This window comes from Vibrio sp. La 4.2.2, from assembly GCF_027586995.1.
GTDB classification, from domain to species: Bacteria; Pseudomonadota; Gammaproteobacteria; order Enterobacterales; family Vibrionaceae; genus Vibrio; species Vibrio mediterranei.
Genome location: NZ_JAPPTJ010000008.1, coordinates 128,556 through 147,849 on the forward strand (window position 1 = coordinate 128,556; position 19,294 = coordinate 147,849).

The following is a 19,294-nucleotide window of genomic DNA, read 5'->3' on the forward strand; positions in this document are numbered from 1 at the left end:
AAAAAGGCGAACCATGTGTTCGCCTTTTTTGATCTCGCTTTTAACATTGTGAAAAATTCCCCATTAAGAGCAGATTAGGAGAGAAGTTTAGTTGTCTATTTCTCTAGGCTGAGTAAAGTAGTTCAGTCACCACATTAAACATAGGATGTCGTTTAATGTTTGATTGCTAATAATTTTTTAGAACTAGTTGCCTTAGAGCAACGTATCTAACCGTTAGCGTCAAAAACACAATTATAAGGAAATGATTATGCCAATCAGTCAATCTGGCAGTTTTTTTTCGAAACGTCCTTGGCTTATTTCTCTGCTCTGTATCTTCATACTTAGTGTGTGGCTAGGTTTAGGCGTGTTAAAAGCTGAAGAAAATCAATCTACCGCACCTTCCGATGATCCTGCGCCTCTAGCTCGCGTTGTATATCAAACTTTTAATGCTCAACAAGTCGAGAAGAAAATCGATCTCTACGGCCGAACAGCGCCAGATCGTACCGCGAAATTGGGTGCTGAGATTGCAGGTAAGATCATTAAACTGAATGTACGAAAAGGTGATTCAGTTAAAGCAGGTCAGTCAATCGCTCAAATCGATCTCGGTGATCTGCAGATACGCTTAGAGCGTGCTCAAGCGATGCTAAATGTCAGACAGCAAGAATTCAATGCCTCTAAATCTTTAAAAAGCAAAGGACTTCAAGGAGAAGTAGCTTACTCAACCGCTGCCGCAAATTTAACTGAAGCGAAAGCTATGGTGAGTGCGGCGAAATTGGCATTACGCAATACATCAGTCAAAGCTCCATTTACCGGTATTGTCGACCATCTATATATTGAACTTGGTGATTTTGTTTCGGTTGGTGACCCTGTGGCGACGCTGATTGATTTAGAAACGTTGATCATCGAAGCGGATGTTAGCGAGAGACATATTCAGCAATTGGTCACTAGCCAGCCATCGCAAATCCGCTTTATTAACGGTGATGAAGTGACTGGAAAGTTGCGCTATATCTCTCGAGTTTCTTCCGAGTCGACGAATACTTTCCCGATTGAAATCGAAGTACCAAATCCTAATCAACGTATTCCGGCTGGTATCAGTGCTGAGGTTGAACTTGCGTTAGATGAGCAATTAGCGATTAAGATTACGCCTGCAATGCTGGCGCTAGATGAAAGTGGCAACCTAGGGGTGAAAACTCTAAAGGAAAATCGAGTCGCCTTTATACCGATTCAGCTTGTTAAAGCTGAGCAAGATGGCGTTTGGCTGACCGGACTGGGCAAGCAAGTTGACATTATTGTGCTCGGACAGGGGTTTGTTCGTGATGGGGACAACGTTGAAGCCATCAGTGTTTACCAAGCCAATCAAATTGCCCAGCAGCAAGAGCAATAAGGAGCTGCTATGTTTGCATTAATTGATGCGGCGCTGTCTCGCTCCAGAACCATGTTGAGTTTACTGGTTCTAATTTTGATTGCTGGTATTGCGACTTATAACTCGATACCAAAAGAGTCGAGCCCCGACATTACCATTCCAATCATTTATGTTTCTGTTAGCCACCAAGGTATTTCTCCTACTGACAGTGAACGACTATTAGTTCGTCCTCTTGAAAAAGAGATGCGCTCCGTAGAGGGAGTGAAAGAGATGACGGCAACGGCTTCAGAAGGACATGGCTCAGTGACGTTGGAATTTAACGTAGGTGTCGATCTAGCCAAAGCGATGGCCGATGTCAGAGATGCGGTGGATTTAGCGAAACCTAAACTGCCTGATGGCAGTGATGAACCGACGGTAAACGAAGTAACCCTTGCCTCTGAGCAACCTGTGTTATCAGTCGTTCTTTACGGTACTGTTCCAGAGCGCACAATTGTTCAACTCGCTCGCCAATTGCGGGATAAGTTGGAGAGCTATAGGCAGATCCTTGAAGTGGATATCGCGGGTGACCGTGAAGACATCGTTGAAATCGTTGTCGATCCATTGTTGATGGAAAGCTATGGCTTAGATCAGGGCGATATCTACAATTTAATCGCATTGAACAATAAGGTGGTGGCTGCGGGTTTTGTCGATACTGGATATGGACGTTTTTCCGTTAAAGTTCCTTCCGTATTTGATAGCTTGAAAGATGTATTGGAGCTACCAGTTAAGGTCGATGGCAAACAGGTGATTACTTTTGGTGATGTGGCGACAGTGCGCCGCGCATTTAGAGATCCTGACAGCTTTGCTCGTTTAGATGGTCGTTCGGCAGTGGTACTTGATGTCAAAAAACGCTCGGGTGAGAACATTATTGAAACGGTAGATCTCGTTAAAGAGGTATTACGCCAAGCGCAAATGCTACCGGAGTGGCCAAATAACCTTCTGGTGAAATTCACCAAAGATGAATCGAAAGACGTAAAGATCATGCTTAATGATCTCCAAAACAATATTCTTTCGGCCATCATTTTAGTAGTGATCGTCATTATTGCTATTCTTGGTGTACGCACGGCCTTGTTGGTAGGGATATCAATTCCCGGCTCTTTCCTAACGGGCTTATTGGTGCTCTCAGTATTTGGTTTAACGGTCAATATTATCGTGCTGTTCTCACTAATCATGGCTGTGGGGATGCTGGTTGATGGGGCCATTGTTGTAACGGAGTTTGCTGACCGTCGAATGCAAGAGGGTACCCCTCGTAAACAAGCTTATCGAGATGCTGCAAGGCGAATGGCTTGGCCAATTACAGCCTCAACGGCCACTACGCTAGCAGCTTTTGCGCCGCTATTATTCTGGCCGGACACCACCGGCGAATTTATGAAATTCCTACCGTTGACTCTTATCGCAACCCTCACTGCATCGCTTGTCATGGCACTGTTGTTCGTACCTGTGATCGGTGGTTTGATTGGCAAGCCTCAGTATGTTTCACAGAAGCGCCAGCAACAGATGGTTGCGTTACATAACGGTGAATTTGATCAAGCAACCGGTATCACTAAGCTATATTACCACACACTAGATATTGCCATCGGTCACCCATTGAAAATACTGTTGTTGGCGATTTTGATGGCGATAGGGGTCGGGTTCGCCTACAACAAAGCGGGTCTAGGTGCCGAGTTCTTCCCTGAGGTAGATCCTCCTTACTTCAATGTAAAAGTGCGTTCTCACGGTGACTTATCGATCAAGGAGAAAGATGAAGTGATGAGAGTGGTGGAACAGGTAATGTTTAACCACAAAGAATTTGAGAGCGTCTATACCAAAACCGGTGGTAAGGATGAAATTGGTACGATTCAGATCACTCCGGTTGATTGGCAAGATCGTCGCCGTGTGAATGTTATTATCGAAGAGCTAAAGCAGACCACGGATCAGTTTGCTGGTGTCGAAATCGAGTACAAATTCCCAGATGCTGGACCGCCTGTTGAACACGATCTAGAAATTGAGCTCTCAGCGCGTTTCCCAGAAAAGCTCGATGAAGCCGCTAAAATGATACGTCGCTGGGCTGATGGTAACTCTAAGCTGACCAATATCAGTGATACCTCGAATAAGCCGGGTATTGATTGGCAAATTGATATCAGTCGCGATGATGCATCACGGTTTGCTGCAGATGCGACTTTGGTTGGAAATACGGTACAGTTTGTCACTAATGGATTGAAAATTGGCGACTATTTGCCTGACGACTCGACGGAGGAGGTGGATATTCTCGTTCGATTCCCAAGTGACAAACGAGATATTGGCCGATTTGATGAGCTCCGTATCAAAACCCCAGCGGGATTGGTGCCTATTACCAACTTTGCAGAGATAACTCCTCAGCCTAAACAAGATACGATCAACCGTTTAGATGGCGTTCGTATTATTAGTGTTAAGGCTGATATGGCTGAAGGGTATAACCTCGCGGTCGAACTGCCAGGGTTTCAGCAGCAACTGAGTAATATCGATTTACCAGCCGGTATCGATTATAGAATTCGTGGTCAAAACGAAGAACAGAAGAACTCATCTGATTTCCTGCAAAGTGCGTTTTTGGTTGCACTAGCGGTGATGGCATTGATTCTGATAACTCAGTTTAATAGTTTCTATCAAGCCTTCCTTATCTTAAGTGCCGTTATATTCTCGACAGTGGGGGTATTTGCAGGTCTGCTTATTTTCCAGCGACCATTTGGCATTATCATGTCGGGAATTGGGGTTATCGCTTTAGCTGGGATCGTCGTGAACAATAACATCGTGCTTATCGACACATATAACCAACTGCTAAAACGAGGATTAGACAAGCGAGATGCCATATTGAGAACCGGAGTGCAGCGTTTGCGTCCCGTCTTATTGACTACAGTAACGACCATACTTGGCCTTATGCCAATGGTGCTGGAGATGAATGTCGACATCATTAACCAAAAAATAGAGTTTGGGGCTCCGAGCACTCAGTGGTGGTCGCAGTTAGCAACAGCTATCGCTGGTGGTTTGGCATTCGCGACAGTATTGACATTAGTATTAACTCCTTGTTTGTTAATGTTAGGGAAGCGAGAAGAGAAGCAATCTAAACCATCCATCTTCAAGCGTTGGCGCTTTAGTAAGAGAAAGCCTCCAGCAAAAGCGGCTTAAAAAGATAGAGCCTTCAAAAACAAAAGCCTCCTTTGGGAGGCTTTTGTTTTTTCTGCAGATATCTTTATTGTGAATTATCCAACTCAACGATAGGTTTGCGCGGTTTTTAGGGTTATTTGAAAGAATTTAATACTGAATTTTCATTGATGTCCTTGTTGATCGTTTGGCTAGTGGTTCAAGCTTGTAACAAATGTTTGCAAAACGACTCATTAAAAGTGGAGTGTGTTTTTTGAGAACTTGATAGGGTTAGATCTTGTGCTAAGAAAGAGTTAAAGTTGTTGCGTAAACGAATGGCTTGTTATGACAAGCTAGGCGTGACATAGCCGAAAGTGAGTAATTTCGATTTAGGCTACGAATAAGACCTAACTATGTAATGCCAGCTCAGCAATAACCAAATTGCTGCGATAACTGGTAAGGAGACAATATGGCAGATTCAACCCCAGAAATGCTATCTGGTGCAGAGATGATCGTACAATCTTTGATTGACGAAGGTGTTCAACAAATCTTTGGCTACCCAGGTGGTTCCGTTCTCGATATCTACGATGCGCTGCATGAAAAGCGCGAAAACATTCAACACGTACTCGTTCGTCACGAACAAGCTGCGACCCATATGGCTGATGGCTACGCACGTGCAACCGGTAAACCTGGTGTTGTATTAGTGTGTTCTGGTCCTGGTGCAACCAATACGATTACTGGTATTGCAACCGCATACATGGACTCTATCCCTATGGTCGTTATCTCTGGTAACGTACCAAATAACCTGATTGGTAATGACGCATTCCAAGAGTGTGACATGGTGGGTGTTTCACGTCCGGTGGTCAAACACAGCTTTCTAGTACAACGTGCAGAAGATGTACCTGAAACATTAAAGAAAGCGTTCTATATCGCCTCTTCAGGTCGTCCAGGTCCAGTTGTTGTTGATGTTCCAAAAGATGTCATGAATCCGCAAATTAAGTTTCCTTACGAGTATCCGGAAACGATTAAGATGCGCTCTTACAACCCGACAATGACGGGTCATAAAGGACAAATCAAAAAAGCACTAAAAGCGATTCTAGAAGCGAAGAAACCGGTGCTTTATGTCGGTGGTGGTGCGGTGATGTCAGAAGCCGACCAGCATATCATTAAGCTAGCTGAAACGCTTAACTTACCTGTTATTAGTACTTTGATGGGGCTAGGCGCGTTCCCTGGTACTCACAAAAATGCACTAGGTATGCTGGGTATGCACGGCACCTACGAAGCGAACTTGGCAATGCATAATGCTGATCTGATTTTTGGTGTAGGTGTACGTTTTGACGATCGTACAACTAACAACCTTGATAAGTACTGCCCTAATGCCAAAGTGGTTCACATCGATATCGATCCATCGTCGATTTCTAAAAACGTTCGTGCTGACCTGCCGATTGTAGGCTCTGCAGATGTGGTGCTTGAGACCATGCTTAGATTGCTTGTGGAGCAAGGCGGAACTAATGATGAAGCAGCGCTTAATGCTTGGTGGGATGACATTGCAGGATGGCGAGCGCGCAACTGCTTAGGTTATGAGACCTCAGAAGAACGCATTAAACCACAACAAGTTATTGAAGTGCTGCACAAACTGACTGGCGGTGATGCGTATGTCGCGTCGGATGTTGGCCAGCACCAAATGTTTGCAGCGCTTTATTACCCATTCAACAAACCTCGTCGTTGGATCAACTCTGGTGGTCTAGGGACCATGGGCTTTGGCTTCCCTGCAGCCATGGGCGTGAAATTTGCGCATCCCGATGAGGAAGTGGTGTGTGTCACCGGTGACGGCAGTATTCAAATGAATATTCAAGAGCTGTCGACGGCGATGCAATACGATGTGCCAGTTAAGATCATTAACCTAAACAACCGTTTCTTAGGAATGGTAAAACAGTGGCAAGACATGATTTATCAAGGTCGTCACTCAAACTCATATATGGACTCTGTTCCTGACTTTGCTGCGATTGCAGAAGCTTACGGCCATGTTGGGATTCGAATCTCCAACCCAAGCGAGCTTGAGTCTGGTTTGAAGAAAGCGCTAGAAATGAAAGATCGCTTAGTGTTTGTCGATATCAATGTTGATGAAACAGAACATGTTTACCCAATGCAAATTAAAGGGGAAGGCATGGATAAGATGTGGCTAAGCAAAACGGAGAGAACATAATATGAGACATATCATTTCACTACTAATGGAAAACCAACCGGGTGCACTTTCTCGAGTGGTAGGTTTGTTCTCTCAACGTGGTTATAACATCGAGTCACTCAACGTATCACCAACGGATGATGAAACTCTGTCTCGTCTTAACATCACGACTGAGTCAGACGAAATGGAACTTGAACAGATTCAAAAGCAGCTCCACAAACTTATTGATGTTCTAAAGGTTCAAGAAGTAACTGAGTTTGACCATATTGAGCGTGAGCTGATGATGGTGAAAGTAAAAGCCAGTGGTTTCGCTCGTGCGGAAGTAAAGCGTACTGCAGATATTTTCCGTGGTCAGATTGTTGATGTGACGGCTTCTCAGTATACCGTGCAACTCGCGGGCACCGCAGAGAAGTTGGATGCGTTTGTTTCAGCACTTTCTGAAGTGACTGATGTGGTGGAAGTTGCACGAAGTGGTATCGTAGGTATTGCTCGTGGTGAGCGAGCACTTAAACCATAGAGTTAAAGACTAACCACAGATATTAAAAAAGCGAGCACCAAGCTCGCTTTTTACGTTTAAAAGGACTTTAACCTTCTATTTCATGAAAAGGTGCAGGCTCTTCAATAATTGGTCTCATTTCTTCTTCAGGTTCGGCATTTTTAACCTGAGCTTCTGGCTGTTTTGTTTCTTCTACTGGAGCCTCGGTATTGAGTTTGTCTTGCTGCTCACTAAATTGGAAAGCACGAATAACTTGGTTTACCCCAGAGACGTTACGAGCGATTTCAGTGGCAACATCTGCATGCTCTTTAGAAACATAACCGAGTAAGAACACTTCTTTGTTTTCAGTGATGACTTTAACTTTTACACCGTTAAGGCGCTCATCGGTCAGCAACGCTGATTTCACTTTTGTCGTTAACCAACTGTCATTACTGACACTCGTGAAGCTGATCGGATCTTTAATTCGAATTTGGTTATAAACTCGTTTAACACCTTTTAAGCCTTTGACTTGCGCTTCAAGTTGGTTGCTTAGTGCTTGAGTCTTAGCTTGTCCCATCAGAACCACGGTACCGCGTTGAGAACTTGCAACCACGCGTACTTGGCCTACGTAGGGGGCTTTATTACTCATCCCCGCAACTTCGGATTCTAATGAGTTATCGTTCCAAATTTCTTTTGTGGTTCGAGTATCAGTCACTAAATTGACAGTGGTTGCAGCGCCAGCGACAAACAAGCCCGCACATCCAGACAACATGATGCTAACCAATAGCAAAGTCAGAACTTTGTACATCTTCATGGTATTACTCTTCGTGGGAAGGGAACAGAACTTGGTCAATAAGATCGCATAAGCAATGCAGAGTTACCATATGCACCTCATGAATGCGTGCGGTTCTGTGAGATGGGATACGGATTTCAACATCATTCTCACCCAGCAGACCTGCCATTTCGCCGCCGTCCTTACCAGTAAAGGCGATGATGGTCATATCTCTAGTTACTGCTGCTTCCATAGCTTTGATGACGTTTTTACTGTTACCACTGGTAGAAATCGCAAGCAATATATCTCCAGCCTGACCAAAGGCGCGTACTTGCTTGGCAAAGATATCTTCAAAGTTATAGTCGTTTGCTACTGCCGTCATAGTGGTGCTATCGGCAGTTAGAGTCATAGCGGGTAAGCTGGGACGTTCAGTTTCGAAGCGGTTCAGTAAACAAGAGACAAACTGTTGGGCGTTGGAAGCTGAGCCGCCATTACCACAGCAAAGAATTCTGTGACCGTTGAGTAGTGTTGCTACCATGGCTTGTGCTGCGTGGGTAATAACGTCAGGAAGCGCTTCTGCAGCCGCAATTTGAATTTGAATACTTTCAGTGAAACTTTCTTTAATGCTATCGCGCATGGTTATCCTTGAGTGATCGCGTTCTTTATCCAGTTAATGTCATTGCCTTGCTGATGAATGGCAACGACATCGAATCGAAAATCAGTATCGTAAGGCGATAAGCCGTTTTGCAGCAACCAAAGGGTGGCGGCTTTTTGAAGCTTTCGTGCTTTAGAGGGCGTCACCATCTCTTGAGCTAAGCCATACTGAGTGCTTTGACGATACTTTACCTCGACAAAGACAAGAGTGGAACCGTCTTGCATGATGAGGTCCAACTCACCGCATTTAGCGGTGTAATTCTCCGCTAAGGCTACCAGGCCTTGTCGACCTAGATAGTCCTTAGCGAGAATTTCGTAGTTTTTGCCAACCGCTCTTTTATTGGCTGATCGGTTGTTCCACGGTAGCAGTGCCATCCGTACCTTCTTCCGTGTTAGGCGCTTGTGTCTCAGAAGCTTCCGTTACTTGAGTCGGCTTTTGACCATATACACCCCACGAAATTTGGCGCTGTACAACACAGTCAGAATCAACGCTCAATGTGCCAGTTTGGCCATCTACAGAATAACCTTGAACGGCTTTTAACTGCGGTAACTCTTTAGTTAATGAGTAAGCATCCATTCCCAATGCTTGCAGACGTTTCTCTGCATTCGAGCTCTTCGGCCAGAACTTGGTCATTTGTGCGTCAAGCTGAGGATCTTGGTCAATCAGCAGAGGGATATCACTGTAGACTACGCCAGTGAGATCCTCGTATTGACGTTTACTAGTGTGGCTGTGTGAATCAGCAAACAACTGAGGTTGCTTCGCATCTGGGTTAATCGCCACTTCAATAAACGGTTTGATCAACGTCAGGTCTGCACTATTGGCAACGATATAAACAGAGTCAATATCGCGACGGCTACGTGGTTGATTCTCTAGCTTCATGCCTGTCAACGCTTCCATTTGGGCGATGCGTTGCTGACTTTGCTGAAGACCGAATACATTATTGATGGTTTTTTGCAGCTGAGCGCGATTTCCATATTGTGCAATAGCCACTTTGTTGTCACTGACTTTCGCCCATTCTTCTTCAAATGCTTTCACTACGCGGTCACCGAGGTTGCCTCTTGGTGCTAGGACCAGAGGATACTCATAGTTACCTTCAGAAAGATGAGCGGCGGCTTGCGCTACTTCTTGCTCTGGGGAAAGCGTTAGGTAACACATCATTTGTGATGGTTCTAACTCGCTAGGAATATTGAGTGCAAGTGCTGGAATTGGCGTTTCAGATTGTTTTTGTGCTTGTTGCAGCTTCTCAACGTTTTCTTTGATAAGTGGACCAACAATGAAGTCCACTTCATTGGCAATTAGTTGTGCTTTGATATCTGCTGGAGCCGTTTCATTAGTATCGATAACGGTAAAAATTGCCTCTGGGTCGCGTTGCTCATCGTCCATCATTGCCATCATAAACCCATCACGAACCAGCTGCGCTTGTTTCGCATATTTGCCCGTTAATGGAAGCAGCAGTGCAGTGCTGTGAGGCGTCGTGATCTCTAAACTTAAAATGTCTAAGATACTTTGTGGGGTGTATTCAGCAGCGGGATGGTCCGGGTTCTCGGCCAACCAGTTCTTTAAGGTATTTTGTAGCTGTGGAAGGCTACCACCTAGTGCTTTCATATAAGTTGCAAGCTGTAACCAGCCATCAAGAACTTCTTCTTTAGGTTCTGCGACTAGGGTTGAGAGCTGCTCAGCAGAATACTGGTTGAGGTTATTCCAAATCTCATCATTGATGCCTTGCTGCTCTTCGCGTGGTGCGAAACCTGACATGGCAATCAACTCTCGGCTCGCTTCAAAGTAGCGGCCTAATTGAGCCAGACTTTGCGCTCTTAACTCGTAGTAGCGTTGCCATTGCTGTTGGGCAAGAGGCCATTCCGCTGGGAAGTTCAGTTGTAGATATGCATCCTGTGCATTACCTTGCGCTAGGTTAAGCTCGGCACGAGCTAATTGCCATTCTGCTTGCTGAATAACGGTTAGGTTTTGTTTGGCTAGACGATTAGAAAGTCGCTTAGCTTGTTCGTAGTTGCCTTCTTGAATCGATGCTTTGAACGCTAGAATTAGCCATTCATTAGCAAAACCACCTTGATCGGCATCGGCACGCATTAAGTACGTTTCAGAAGATGCGGTTGGAGCAAGGGTGATATCAACACTCGTTGGGGCGCTTGGCTGAGTAGAACAAGCGGCAATGGACAAAGCCAATGCAATTGGAGTCAGTAGGCGTGTTACACTATTTCTCTTTGGGTTCATCATTGCCATGAGCTCTTTAATCACTATTCGTGTAAAATCATTATATTAATCGTTGAAGTGCTGGTAAACAAATGACAAGCAACAAAACCACTTATATTGAGCAACCAACGCTCTTTATTGTACCGACTCCTATTGGAAATCTCGGTGATATCACACAAAGAGCGCTCGATGTCTTAAACAGCGTCAATATTATTGCTGCTGAAGATACTCGTCATACGGGTAAACTTTTATCGCACTTCAATATTCAAACTAGGACATTTGCGCTCCATGATCACAATGAGCAGCAAAAAGCACAAGTTTTAGTCGATAAATTGTTAGCGGGCGAATCCATCGCATTGGTTTCTGATGCGGGTACGCCACTGATCAGCGATCCAGGGTACCATTTAGTGTCTCAATGTCGTCAAGCGGGCGTTAAAGTTGTGCCATTACCTGGTGCGTGTGCCGTAATAACTGCCTTGAGCGCCTCAGGTCTGCCATCTGATCGATTTAGCTTTGAAGGTTTCTTGCCAGCAAAAAGCAAAGGTCGTAAAGACAAGTTTATGGAAATTGCTAAGGCAGAGCGTACCTGTATTTTCTATGAGTCACCACATCGAATCACTGAGTCGTTGGCAGATATGCTTGAGGTTCTTGGTCCGGAGCGTGAAGTTGTATTAGCACGTGAGCTGACAAAGACTTACGAAACCATACAGGGCCTGCCATTAGGTGAATTGGTTGAGTGGATTGAAGAAGACGAAAACCGCAAGCGCGGTGAGATGGTTTTATTAATTCATGGATACCGCGAACCCGTGACGGACACGCTACCTGACGAGGCTACTCGAACCTTAACTATCTTAGTTAAAGAGCTACCATTGAAGAAAGCTGCGGCAGCAACGGCAGAGATTTATAACCTGAAAAAGAACGCATTGTACAAATGGGGTTTAGAAAACCTTGAGTAATTGCTCGCGCTCCGCTACAATCCGCGCCCTGAAGTTGACTGGATAGTCGCTGCTTCGTTGACGTCCCCTTGAGCTTGTCTTGGGGGAGACTGACGGAGGGGAGGAACGTCCGGGCTCCACAGAGCAGGGTGCCAGGTAACGCCTGGGGGGCGTGAGCCCACGACAAGTGCAGCAGAGAGAAGACCGCCGATGGCTCCATTTCTTCGGAAGGAGCACAGGTAAGGGTGAAAGGGTGCGGTAAGAGCGCACCGGACGACTGGTAACAGTTCGTTGCAAGGTAAACTCCACCCGGAGCAAGACCAAATAGGCTTCCACATTGCGTTGCTCGCGTATGGAGGCGGGTAGGTTGCTCGAGCCAGTGAGCGATTGCTGGCCTAGACGAATGGCTATCACCGCTTCGGCGGATACAGAACCCGGCGTACAGGTCAACTTCACCTATTATAAAAAAACCCATTACAAATTGATTTTGTGATGGGTTTTTTGCTTTTTTATCACCTATCTTTACGTTAGGCTGAACTTAACCAGATGACGTTACTGAAGGAAATCAGTACACTTGTCTACTTTGCCTTTAGCAACTCTCGAGATCACCAATGAGCGAATCATTCCAACACATTTCGGTACTACTTCATGAATCTATCGATGGCTTAGCCATTAAACCTGACGGTATCTATATCGATGGGACGTTTGGACGTGGTGGTCACAGTCGTCAAATTCTTTCACAATTGGGTGAAAATGGTCGCCTTTATAGTATTGACCGAGATCCTCAAGCGATTGAAGAAGCGGGTAAAATCGATGACCCACGATTCACCATTATTCACGGCCCGTTTTCTGGTATGGCAGAATATGCGGAACGCTATGATTTAGTTGGTAAAGTTGACGGTGTATTGCTGGACTTAGGTGTCTCTTCACCACAATTGGATGATGCGGAACGTGGTTTTAGCTTTATGAAAGATGGCCCACTGGATATGCGCATGGACCCAACATCAGGCATGCCGGTTTCTGAGTGGTTGGCTCAGGCTGAGCTAGATGATATCACTTGGGTTATTCGTGAATTTGGTGAAGATAAGCACGCTCGTCGAATCGCTAAAGCGATTGTTGCTCATCGTGAAGATGAAGAGAAAGAGCCACTTACTCGCACAGGCCAACTAGCGAAGTTAATTTCTGACGCGGCACCAAAAAGCTTCAAAGAGAAGAAGCACCCAGCGACACGTTCATTCCAAGCGTTTCGTATCTATATCAACAGTGAACTTGAAGAGATCGATACTGCTCTAAAAGGAGCTGCAAGCATTCTAGCACCAGAAGGTCGTTTATCTGTGATCAGTTTCCACTCGTTGGAAGATCGCATGGTAAAGCGTTTTATGCGGAAAGAAAGTAGAGGCCCTCAAGTGCCTCACGGTATTCCGATGACGGAAGATCAAATTCTTGCCTTGGGGAGTGCAAATCTAAAAACAATTGGTAAAGCACTTAAACCATCCGATCAAGAAGTTGAAATGAACACGCGATCACGCAGCTCTGTACTTCGAGTTGCAGAAAAACTGTAGCGGACAAGTGGATGTCTAACGAGCCAAAACACAACTTAGCCAAACTCATCGGAATAGATATCATAACGGTGGGTCGAGTACCTTTAATGGTATTGCTATTAATATTCGCGTCAGCGATGGGGGTCGTCTTTGCTACTCACCATACTCGCCAGGCAATTAACCAAAAAGATGTGGCGCTCCAAGAGCGTGAAAGGCTTGATAATGAATGGCGCAACTTACTTCTTGAAGAAAATGCGTTGTCTGAACATAGTCGAGTCCAAGCGATGGCAAAGCAAGAACTGGATATGAAGCGTCCTGATGCTGACAAGGAAGTAGTGGTTTCCCTGAAATGAAAGGCAAAAAAGTTGTAAAACCCTCCAACAAGAAGAAAAGTACACAAACTGCGGAAGCTCCAACGTTGATTGCATGGCGCTTTCGTCTCATCTTAGGTTGTGTGTTATTAATCTTCACTGCACTGGTAGCCAGAATCGGCTATATCCAAGTTATCGAACCGGATAACTTAATCAAGCAAGGCGATTTACGTTCGGTTCGCGTTAAAGCACTTCCCTCTGCCCGCGGCATTATTTCAGATCGCAATGGCGAGCCCTTGGCGGTCAGTGTTCCAGTTCAAGCGGTATGGGCAGATCCTGCTACGATATTTAAAGATAATGGTTTGGCAAAACTTGACCGTTGGCATGCCCTAGCGGATGTACTTGGTCTTGACCGACAGGCCCTTATCAATAAGATTGAGAAAAACAAAACTCGCCGCTTTATCTATCTGCAACGCCAAGTCAGCCCAGCCATGGCAAAGTACATCAAAGAGTTAAAACTCTCGGGAGTTGGACTGAAAGCTGAATCTCGCCGCTATTACCCTGCTGGTGAAGTCAGCGCGCACTTAGTTGGGGTCACTGGCATTGATGGTCATGGTCTCGAAGGGGTGGAACGAAGCTATGATAAATGGCTGACAGGTGAGGCGGGTAAACGCATTATTCGTAAAGACCGTTATGGTCGAGTCGTAGAAAATATCTCTCTAGAGGAGCGCGAAGAAGGTAAGCCGCTCGAACTTACTATTGACCAGCGTTTGCAAGCGATTGCTTATCGCGCAGTAAAACAAGCCGTTGCTGATTACCGCGCAACCTCAGGCAGTGCAGTGATTATCGATGTGAAGACTGGCGGTGTGTTGGCTATGGTCAATGCACCATCATACAATCCTAATAATCGCTCCTCTCGTCAATCCTTTACCATGCGTAACCGAGTGATAACCGATGCGATGGAACCGGGTTCGACCGTTAAACCGTTTGTTGTGTTAGCCGCTTTAGAAGCGGGTGTAGCCGATGAAAATACCGTGATTGATACCGGTAATGGCATCATGCAAATTGGTGGGAGTCGTGTTCGTGATACTTCAAAAGTTGGTAAGGCTAACTTGGCGAAGATTCTTCAAAAGTCCAGTAACATCGGTGTGGCTAAACTTGCGTTGGAAATGCCACTGCAAGAGCTATTGGGAATGTATAGCTCGATCGGTTTTGGCCAGCTTTCTGGGTTGAACTTAGTCGGCGAAACCACCGGTATTTTCCCTAACCGTCGCCGTTGGTCTCAATTTGAAATTGCTACACTTGCCTTTGGCTATGGTATTTCGATTACTCCACTGCAATTAGCGCATGCCTATGCGACATTAGGTAATGGCGGGTTGTATCAACCAGTGCATATTATCGAGAATAACCAGCAAGATTTATCGAAGCAGGTCATAGATCATCACTACGCGGTTGAAGTATTACACATGCTAGAAGCGGTAACTCAACCAGGTGGTACAGCGACGCGTGCTGCCGTTCCTGGATATCGTGTTGCAGCCAAAACAGGTACATCACGAAAAGCAGCAGCAGGTGGCTATAGTGACGAATACGTGGCAATTACGTCGGGTGTTGCTCCTGTGAGTGACCCTCGCATTGCACTTGTTGTGGTGATTAACGAACCACAAGGTGATCAGTACTATGGTGGTGCCGTTGCTGGCCCAGTATTCTCAGAAATTATGAAAGGCTCGCTGCAAATATTAAATGTAGCGCCTGATGAAAATCAGTTTCAAAAATAGGTGAAAACAATGTTGACCTCTTTGACATTGGCAAAACTGCTAAAACCTTGGATTAGCGAAATGGAAGGCTCAGTGAGCTACTTGTCACTTGATGACATAGTCGTTTCCAATTTGGAATTAGATAGCAGGGCTATTCAACAAGGCGATAGCTTCGTCGCTATCATTGGTCATACTGTCGATGGCCGTCTGTTTATCGAAAGAGCAGTGCAAGCAGGCGCTACGTCTGTGCTGGCTCAAGCAGACAGTGAGCATAAGCATGGTGAAGTGACCTATATTGGTGACGTGCCAATTATCCATCTCTACCAACTCGATACGCTGCTTTCTGTCATCGCGGCACGCCTATATCAATATCAGCAACAAGTCATTGGTGTAACTGGGACGAATGGCAAAACCACCATCACCCAGCTTATTGCTCAATGGATTGATTTACTCGGTGATAAAGCCGCCATTATGGGCACGACGGGCAATGGCTTCTTAGATCAGCTTGAAGAGGCAAAAAACACCACAGGCAATGCCATTGATGTACAGCGAATCTTAGCAAAGTTAGATCAGCAAGGTGCGCACTATACAGCGATGGAAGTGTCTTCTCACGGCTTAGTTCAAGGTCGCGTTGCCGCTGTGCCATTTAAGCTGGGTATTTTTACCAATCTGAGCCGTGATCATCTCGATTATCACGGCACAATGGAAGGATACGAGGCCGCGAAGAAGCTCCTGTTTACCGGCCATCATTGCGAACATGCGGTTCTCAATATTGATGATGTCGTTGGTCGCCGTTGGTTGTCGGAACGAAGTGATGCCATCGCGGTGTCTGTTGAAGGACGTCAAGAGGGTAAAAGAGGGCTGTGGGCAACAACAGTAGAATACAGCGATAGCGGAATCTCACTTGAATTTGATGGTTACTTTGGGCAAGGCAATTTGCATGCCCCACTGATTGGTCAGTTTAACGCTAGCAATCTCATGCTGGCGTTTGCGTCGTTATTAGCGCTCGGCTTTGATATCGAACATCTGCAACAAACTGCGCCGAAACTGCAACCAGTGCTTGGCAGAATGGAACTATTCCAAACCACTAGTAAACCTAAAATAGTTGTCGATTATGCTCACACCCCCGATGCTCTTGAAAAAGCGCTGTTGGCGTTGCGAGTACATTGTGAAGGTAAACTTTGGGTGATTGTCGGCTGCGGTGGTGACAGAGATAAAGGTAAACGACCAATGATGGCGGCGATCGCTGAACGCTTAGCTGACCACGTTATTCTTAGTGATGATAATCCTCGAAGTGAAGACCCTGCTGCTATTGTCGAAGATATGTTGGCCGGTATGAGCCAACCGCAAGCTGCTATTGTTGAACACAAACGGTTTGATGCGGCGCAGGTGGCGATGAACCAAGCTGGGGCATCGGACATTATTTTACTCGCTGGTAAAGGTCACGAAGACTATCAGGTTATTGGCACCGAAACGGTGCATTACTCGGACAGAGAATCGGCCGCAACATTATTGGGACTTACATTATGATTGCATTAACACTATCTGACATTGCCAATATTGTTGAAGGTACGCAGAGTGGCGGTGAGGTTCAAATCCAAAAAGTCACGACAGATACTCGTGCGATTCAGTCTGGAGCACTGTTTATTGCGTTAGTCGGTGAGCGCTTTGATGCTCACGATTTCTGCCAGCAAGCTGCTGATAAAGGTGCCGCCGCACTCATTGTTGAACGTCAACTGGATATTGATATTCCGCAGGTTATCGTAGCAGATAGTAAAGTTGCACTTGGCTTATTAGGGGCTGAAGTGCATCGTCGTTGTGGGACAAAAACTCTTGCCATTACTGGTAGCTGTGGCAAAACCACAGTAAAAGAGATGGTGGCGAGTATCTTATCTGGCCTTGGACAAGTGCTATACACAGCTGGCAACTTCAATAATGATATTGGTGTTCCACTGACATTACTTCGCAGCACACCACAAGATGACTTTTCTGTTATCGAACTAGGTGCGAATCATATTGGCGAGATTGCTTACACCACGGCGCTGGTGAAACCTGATATTGCCATGGTTAATAATGTGGCAGAAGCGCACCTAGAGGGCTTTGGTTCTCTTGATGGCGTGAAAACTGCGAAAGGTGAAATTTACCAGGGTCTTACAGCCAACGGGACAGCGCTGATCAATCTCGATAGTCAAGGTGAGTCGATTTGGTCAGAAGTTTTACAAGATAAAAACCTTATAACGTTCTCTAAACAAAACACTAACGCCGATTTTTATGGCTCTGACATAGCGATGTCATCAGAGGGTTATCCGTTATTTACACTGCACACACCAATCGGCAATGTCGAACTGCAGTTGTCATTGCTAGGTGAGCATAATGTGGCGAATGCCGTTGCTGCGAGTGCTTTGGCGATTCAATGTGGTGCGACCTTAGAGCAAATCAAAATAGGTTTGCAATCGCTAAGTAAGGTTAAACGTCGTGTTGATGTCGAAAAACTTACTGAGCACATTACCTTAATTGATGACAGCTATAACGCCAGTGTGCCTGCGATGAAAGCGGCGGTTGACTTGCTTGCACAGTTTAAGCAAGGGCAGCGCTGGTTGATTCTGGGTAATATGGCAGAATTGGGGCATGAAAGTCTTGCACTTCACAAAGAAGTCGGACAACATGCTGCTCCTTTCGCATTTGAACATGTTTTGACCTATGGTGAAGATGCGAAGATTATCAGTGACCTATGTGGTGGTATGCATTTTCAGAGTCACGACAGCATGCTTGAATATATCGAGCGCAATTTAACACAGCTAAACCAGACCTCTCATACCTTATTGGTGAAAGGGGCACTAAGTGCAGGCATGTACACCATTGCTAATGCACTGAAGGAGACTTACACATGATTATTTGGCTTGCGGAATTACTACAGCCATACTTTTCTTTTTTTCGACTGTTTGAATACCTGTCATTCAGAGCCATAGTCAGTGTGTTAACCGCTTTAGGGTTGTCCTTATGGATGGGACCTAAAATGATTGCTCGCCTGCAAATGTTGCAAATCGGTCAAGTTGTTCGTAACGAAGGTCCTGAATCGCACTTTAGTAAGCGCGGAACGCCAACCATGGGCGGCGTGATGATCTTGTTTGCGATTACATTAACAGTGTTGTTGTGGTCTGACCTAAGCAACCCTTATGTTTGGGCTGTATTGGTTGTTTTACTTGGCTACGGCGCAGTGGGTTTTGTCGACGATTATCGCAAAGTTGTCCGTAAGAACACTGATGGTTTGATTGCTCGTTGGAAGTATTTTTGGCAGTCAGTTATCGCTCTGTTCGTGGCTTTCGCTTTATATGCTCATGGACAAGATACGGCTGCAACTCAGCTGGTTGTGCCTTTCTTCAAAGACGTAATGCCGCAGATGGGGCTGTTTTATATCGTCTTCACCTATTTTGTTATTGTAGGCACAAGTAACGCTGTAAACCTGACGGATGGTTTGGATGGCTTGGCTATTATGCCGACAGTACTTGTAGCGGCGGGTTTTGCGGTTATTGCTTGGGCTACGGGCAACGTTAACTTCGCTAACTACCTACATATTCCTTATATCCCATATACCTCAGAGTTGGTCGTTGTATGTACCGCAATGGTTGGTGCTGGCCTTGGTTTCCTTTGGTTTAACACGTATCCAGCACAAGTGTTTATGGGTGATGTTGGCTCACTGGCACTTGGTGGTGCACTTGGTGTGATTGCGGTGTTGGTTCGTCAAGAGTTTGTGCTTGTTATTATGGGCGGTGTATTCGTAATGGAAACGCTGTCGGTTATTCTTCAGGTAGGTTCATACAAACTGCGTGGCCAGCGTATTTTCCGTATGGCGCCTATTCACCACCACTACGAGCTAAAAGGATGGCCGGAACCACGTGTTATTGTTCGTTTTTGGATTATTTCAATCGTACTAGTTCTTATTGGATTAGCCACTCTTAAAGTACGTTAGAAACGCAG

Annotated in this window: 15 protein-coding genes and 1 other RNA gene; 12 read left to right on the forward strand and 4 right to left on the reverse strand. The window is 45.5% G+C overall.

Annotated elements, in window-relative coordinates:
- Positions 1-247 precede the first annotated feature (247 nt).
- The 4 genes from OH456_RS18725 to ilvN all read left to right on the forward strand — a co-directional run bounded on the left by OH456_RS18725 (position 248) and on the right by ilvN (position 7,179).
- Positions 248-1,363 (forward strand): efflux RND transporter periplasmic adaptor subunit, encoded by a 1,116-nt coding sequence (locus tag OH456_RS18725; RefSeq protein ID WP_270034038.1) that lies wholly within the window; start codon positions 248-250, stop codon positions 1,361-1,363.
- Positions 1,364-1,372: 9 nt separating this feature from the next.
- The gene (locus OH456_RS18730; protein ID WP_270034039.1) at positions 1,373-4,522 is read left to right on the forward strand and encodes an efflux RND transporter permease subunit; all 3,150 of its coding nucleotides are present in this window, start codon (positions 1,373-1,375) and stop codon (positions 4,520-4,522) included.
- A gap of 424 nt (positions 4,523-4,946) precedes the next feature.
- Positions 4,947-6,683, forward strand: coding sequence for an acetolactate synthase 3 large subunit (locus OH456_RS18735; RefSeq protein WP_006072689.1), 1,737 nt, complete (start codon positions 4,947-4,949; stop codon positions 6,681-6,683).
- A 1-nt stretch (position 6,684) separates the two neighbouring features.
- A complete protein-coding gene (ilvN, locus tag OH456_RS18740; RefSeq protein ID WP_006072691.1) occupies positions 6,685-7,179 on the forward strand; it encodes an acetolactate synthase small subunit in 495 nt (164 codons plus the stop codon).
- Positions 7,180-7,246: 67 nt separating this feature from the next.
- On the opposite strand, the gene OH456_RS18745 is transcribed toward ilvN, so the two are convergent.
- From OH456_RS18745 to OH456_RS18760, 4 genes are read right to left on the reverse strand one after another with little or no spacing between them, the layout of a single operon-like run.
- Entirely contained in the window at positions 7,247-7,945 is a 699-nt protein-coding gene (locus OH456_RS18745; RefSeq protein ID WP_270034059.1) for a BON domain-containing protein, read from the reverse strand.
- Positions 7,946-7,955: 10 nt separating this feature from the next.
- Positions 7,956-8,546: a phosphoheptose isomerase gene (locus OH456_RS18750; protein ID WP_006072694.1), complete on the reverse strand. Its 591-nt coding sequence runs from the start codon at positions 8,544-8,546 to the stop codon at positions 7,956-7,958.
- 2 nt (positions 8,547-8,548) lie between these two features.
- A complete protein-coding gene (locus tag OH456_RS18755) occupies positions 8,549-8,938 on the reverse strand; it encodes a YraN family protein (protein ID WP_038224001.1) in 390 nt (129 codons plus the stop codon).
- Positions 8,901-10,805 carry a penicillin-binding protein activator gene (locus tag OH456_RS18760; RefSeq protein WP_235225328.1) on the reverse strand — a complete coding sequence of 635 codons (1,905 nt, stop codon included), beginning with the start codon at positions 10,803-10,805 and terminating at the stop codon, positions 8,901-8,903. Before OH456_RS18760 ends, OH456_RS18755 begins: the two co-directional genes overlap by 38 nt.
- A gap of 62 nt (positions 10,806-10,867) precedes the next feature.
- Here OH456_RS18760 and rsmI point away from each other — a divergent pair, with 62 nt between their 5' ends.
- The 8 genes from rsmI to mraY all read left to right on the forward strand — a co-directional run bounded on the left by rsmI (position 10,868) and on the right by mraY (position 19,286).
- Positions 10,868-11,731, forward strand: coding sequence for a 16S rRNA (cytidine(1402)-2'-O)-methyltransferase (rsmI, locus tag OH456_RS18765; protein ID WP_270034040.1), 864 nt, complete (start codon positions 10,868-10,870; stop codon positions 11,729-11,731).
- A 30-nt stretch (positions 11,732-11,761) separates the two neighbouring features.
- An RNA gene (gene rnpB / locus OH456_RS18770) (RNase P RNA component class A) lies at positions 11,762-12,168 on the forward strand.
- Between the two features lie 153 nt (positions 12,169-12,321).
- The gene (gene rsmH, locus OH456_RS18775) at positions 12,322-13,272 is read left to right on the forward strand and encodes a 16S rRNA (cytosine(1402)-N(4))-methyltransferase RsmH (RefSeq protein ID WP_270034041.1); all 951 of its coding nucleotides are present in this window, start codon (positions 12,322-12,324) and stop codon (positions 13,270-13,272) included.
- Positions 13,273-13,283: 11 nt separating this feature from the next.
- Positions 13,284-13,604, forward strand: coding sequence for a cell division protein FtsL (ftsL, locus tag OH456_RS18780; protein ID WP_006072704.1), 321 nt, complete (start codon positions 13,284-13,286; stop codon positions 13,602-13,604).
- Complete coding sequence (locus OH456_RS18785; RefSeq protein ID WP_006072706.1) at positions 13,601-15,337, forward strand: peptidoglycan glycosyltransferase FtsI; 1,737 nt, start codon at positions 13,601-13,603, stop codon at positions 15,335-15,337. The genes ftsL and OH456_RS18785 overlap by 4 nt, the downstream gene beginning before the upstream one ends.
- A 9-nt stretch (positions 15,338-15,346) precedes the next feature.
- Entirely contained in the window at positions 15,347-16,846 is a 1,500-nt protein-coding gene (murE, locus tag OH456_RS18790) for a UDP-N-acetylmuramoyl-L-alanyl-D-glutamate--2,6-diaminopimelate ligase (protein ID WP_270034042.1), read from the forward strand.
- The gene (locus OH456_RS18795; protein WP_270034043.1) at positions 16,843-18,207 is read left to right on the forward strand and encodes a UDP-N-acetylmuramoyl-tripeptide--D-alanyl-D-alanine ligase; all 1,365 of its coding nucleotides are present in this window, start codon (positions 16,843-16,845) and stop codon (positions 18,205-18,207) included. The genes murE and OH456_RS18795 overlap by 4 nt, the downstream gene beginning before the upstream one ends.
- Positions 18,204-19,286: a phospho-N-acetylmuramoyl-pentapeptide-transferase gene (mraY, locus tag OH456_RS18800; RefSeq protein ID WP_006072711.1), complete on the forward strand. Its 1,083-nt coding sequence runs from the start codon at positions 18,204-18,206 to the stop codon at positions 19,284-19,286. Before OH456_RS18795 ends, mraY begins: the two co-directional genes overlap by 4 nt.
- The last annotated feature ends 8 nt before the right edge of the window (positions 19,287-19,294 follow it).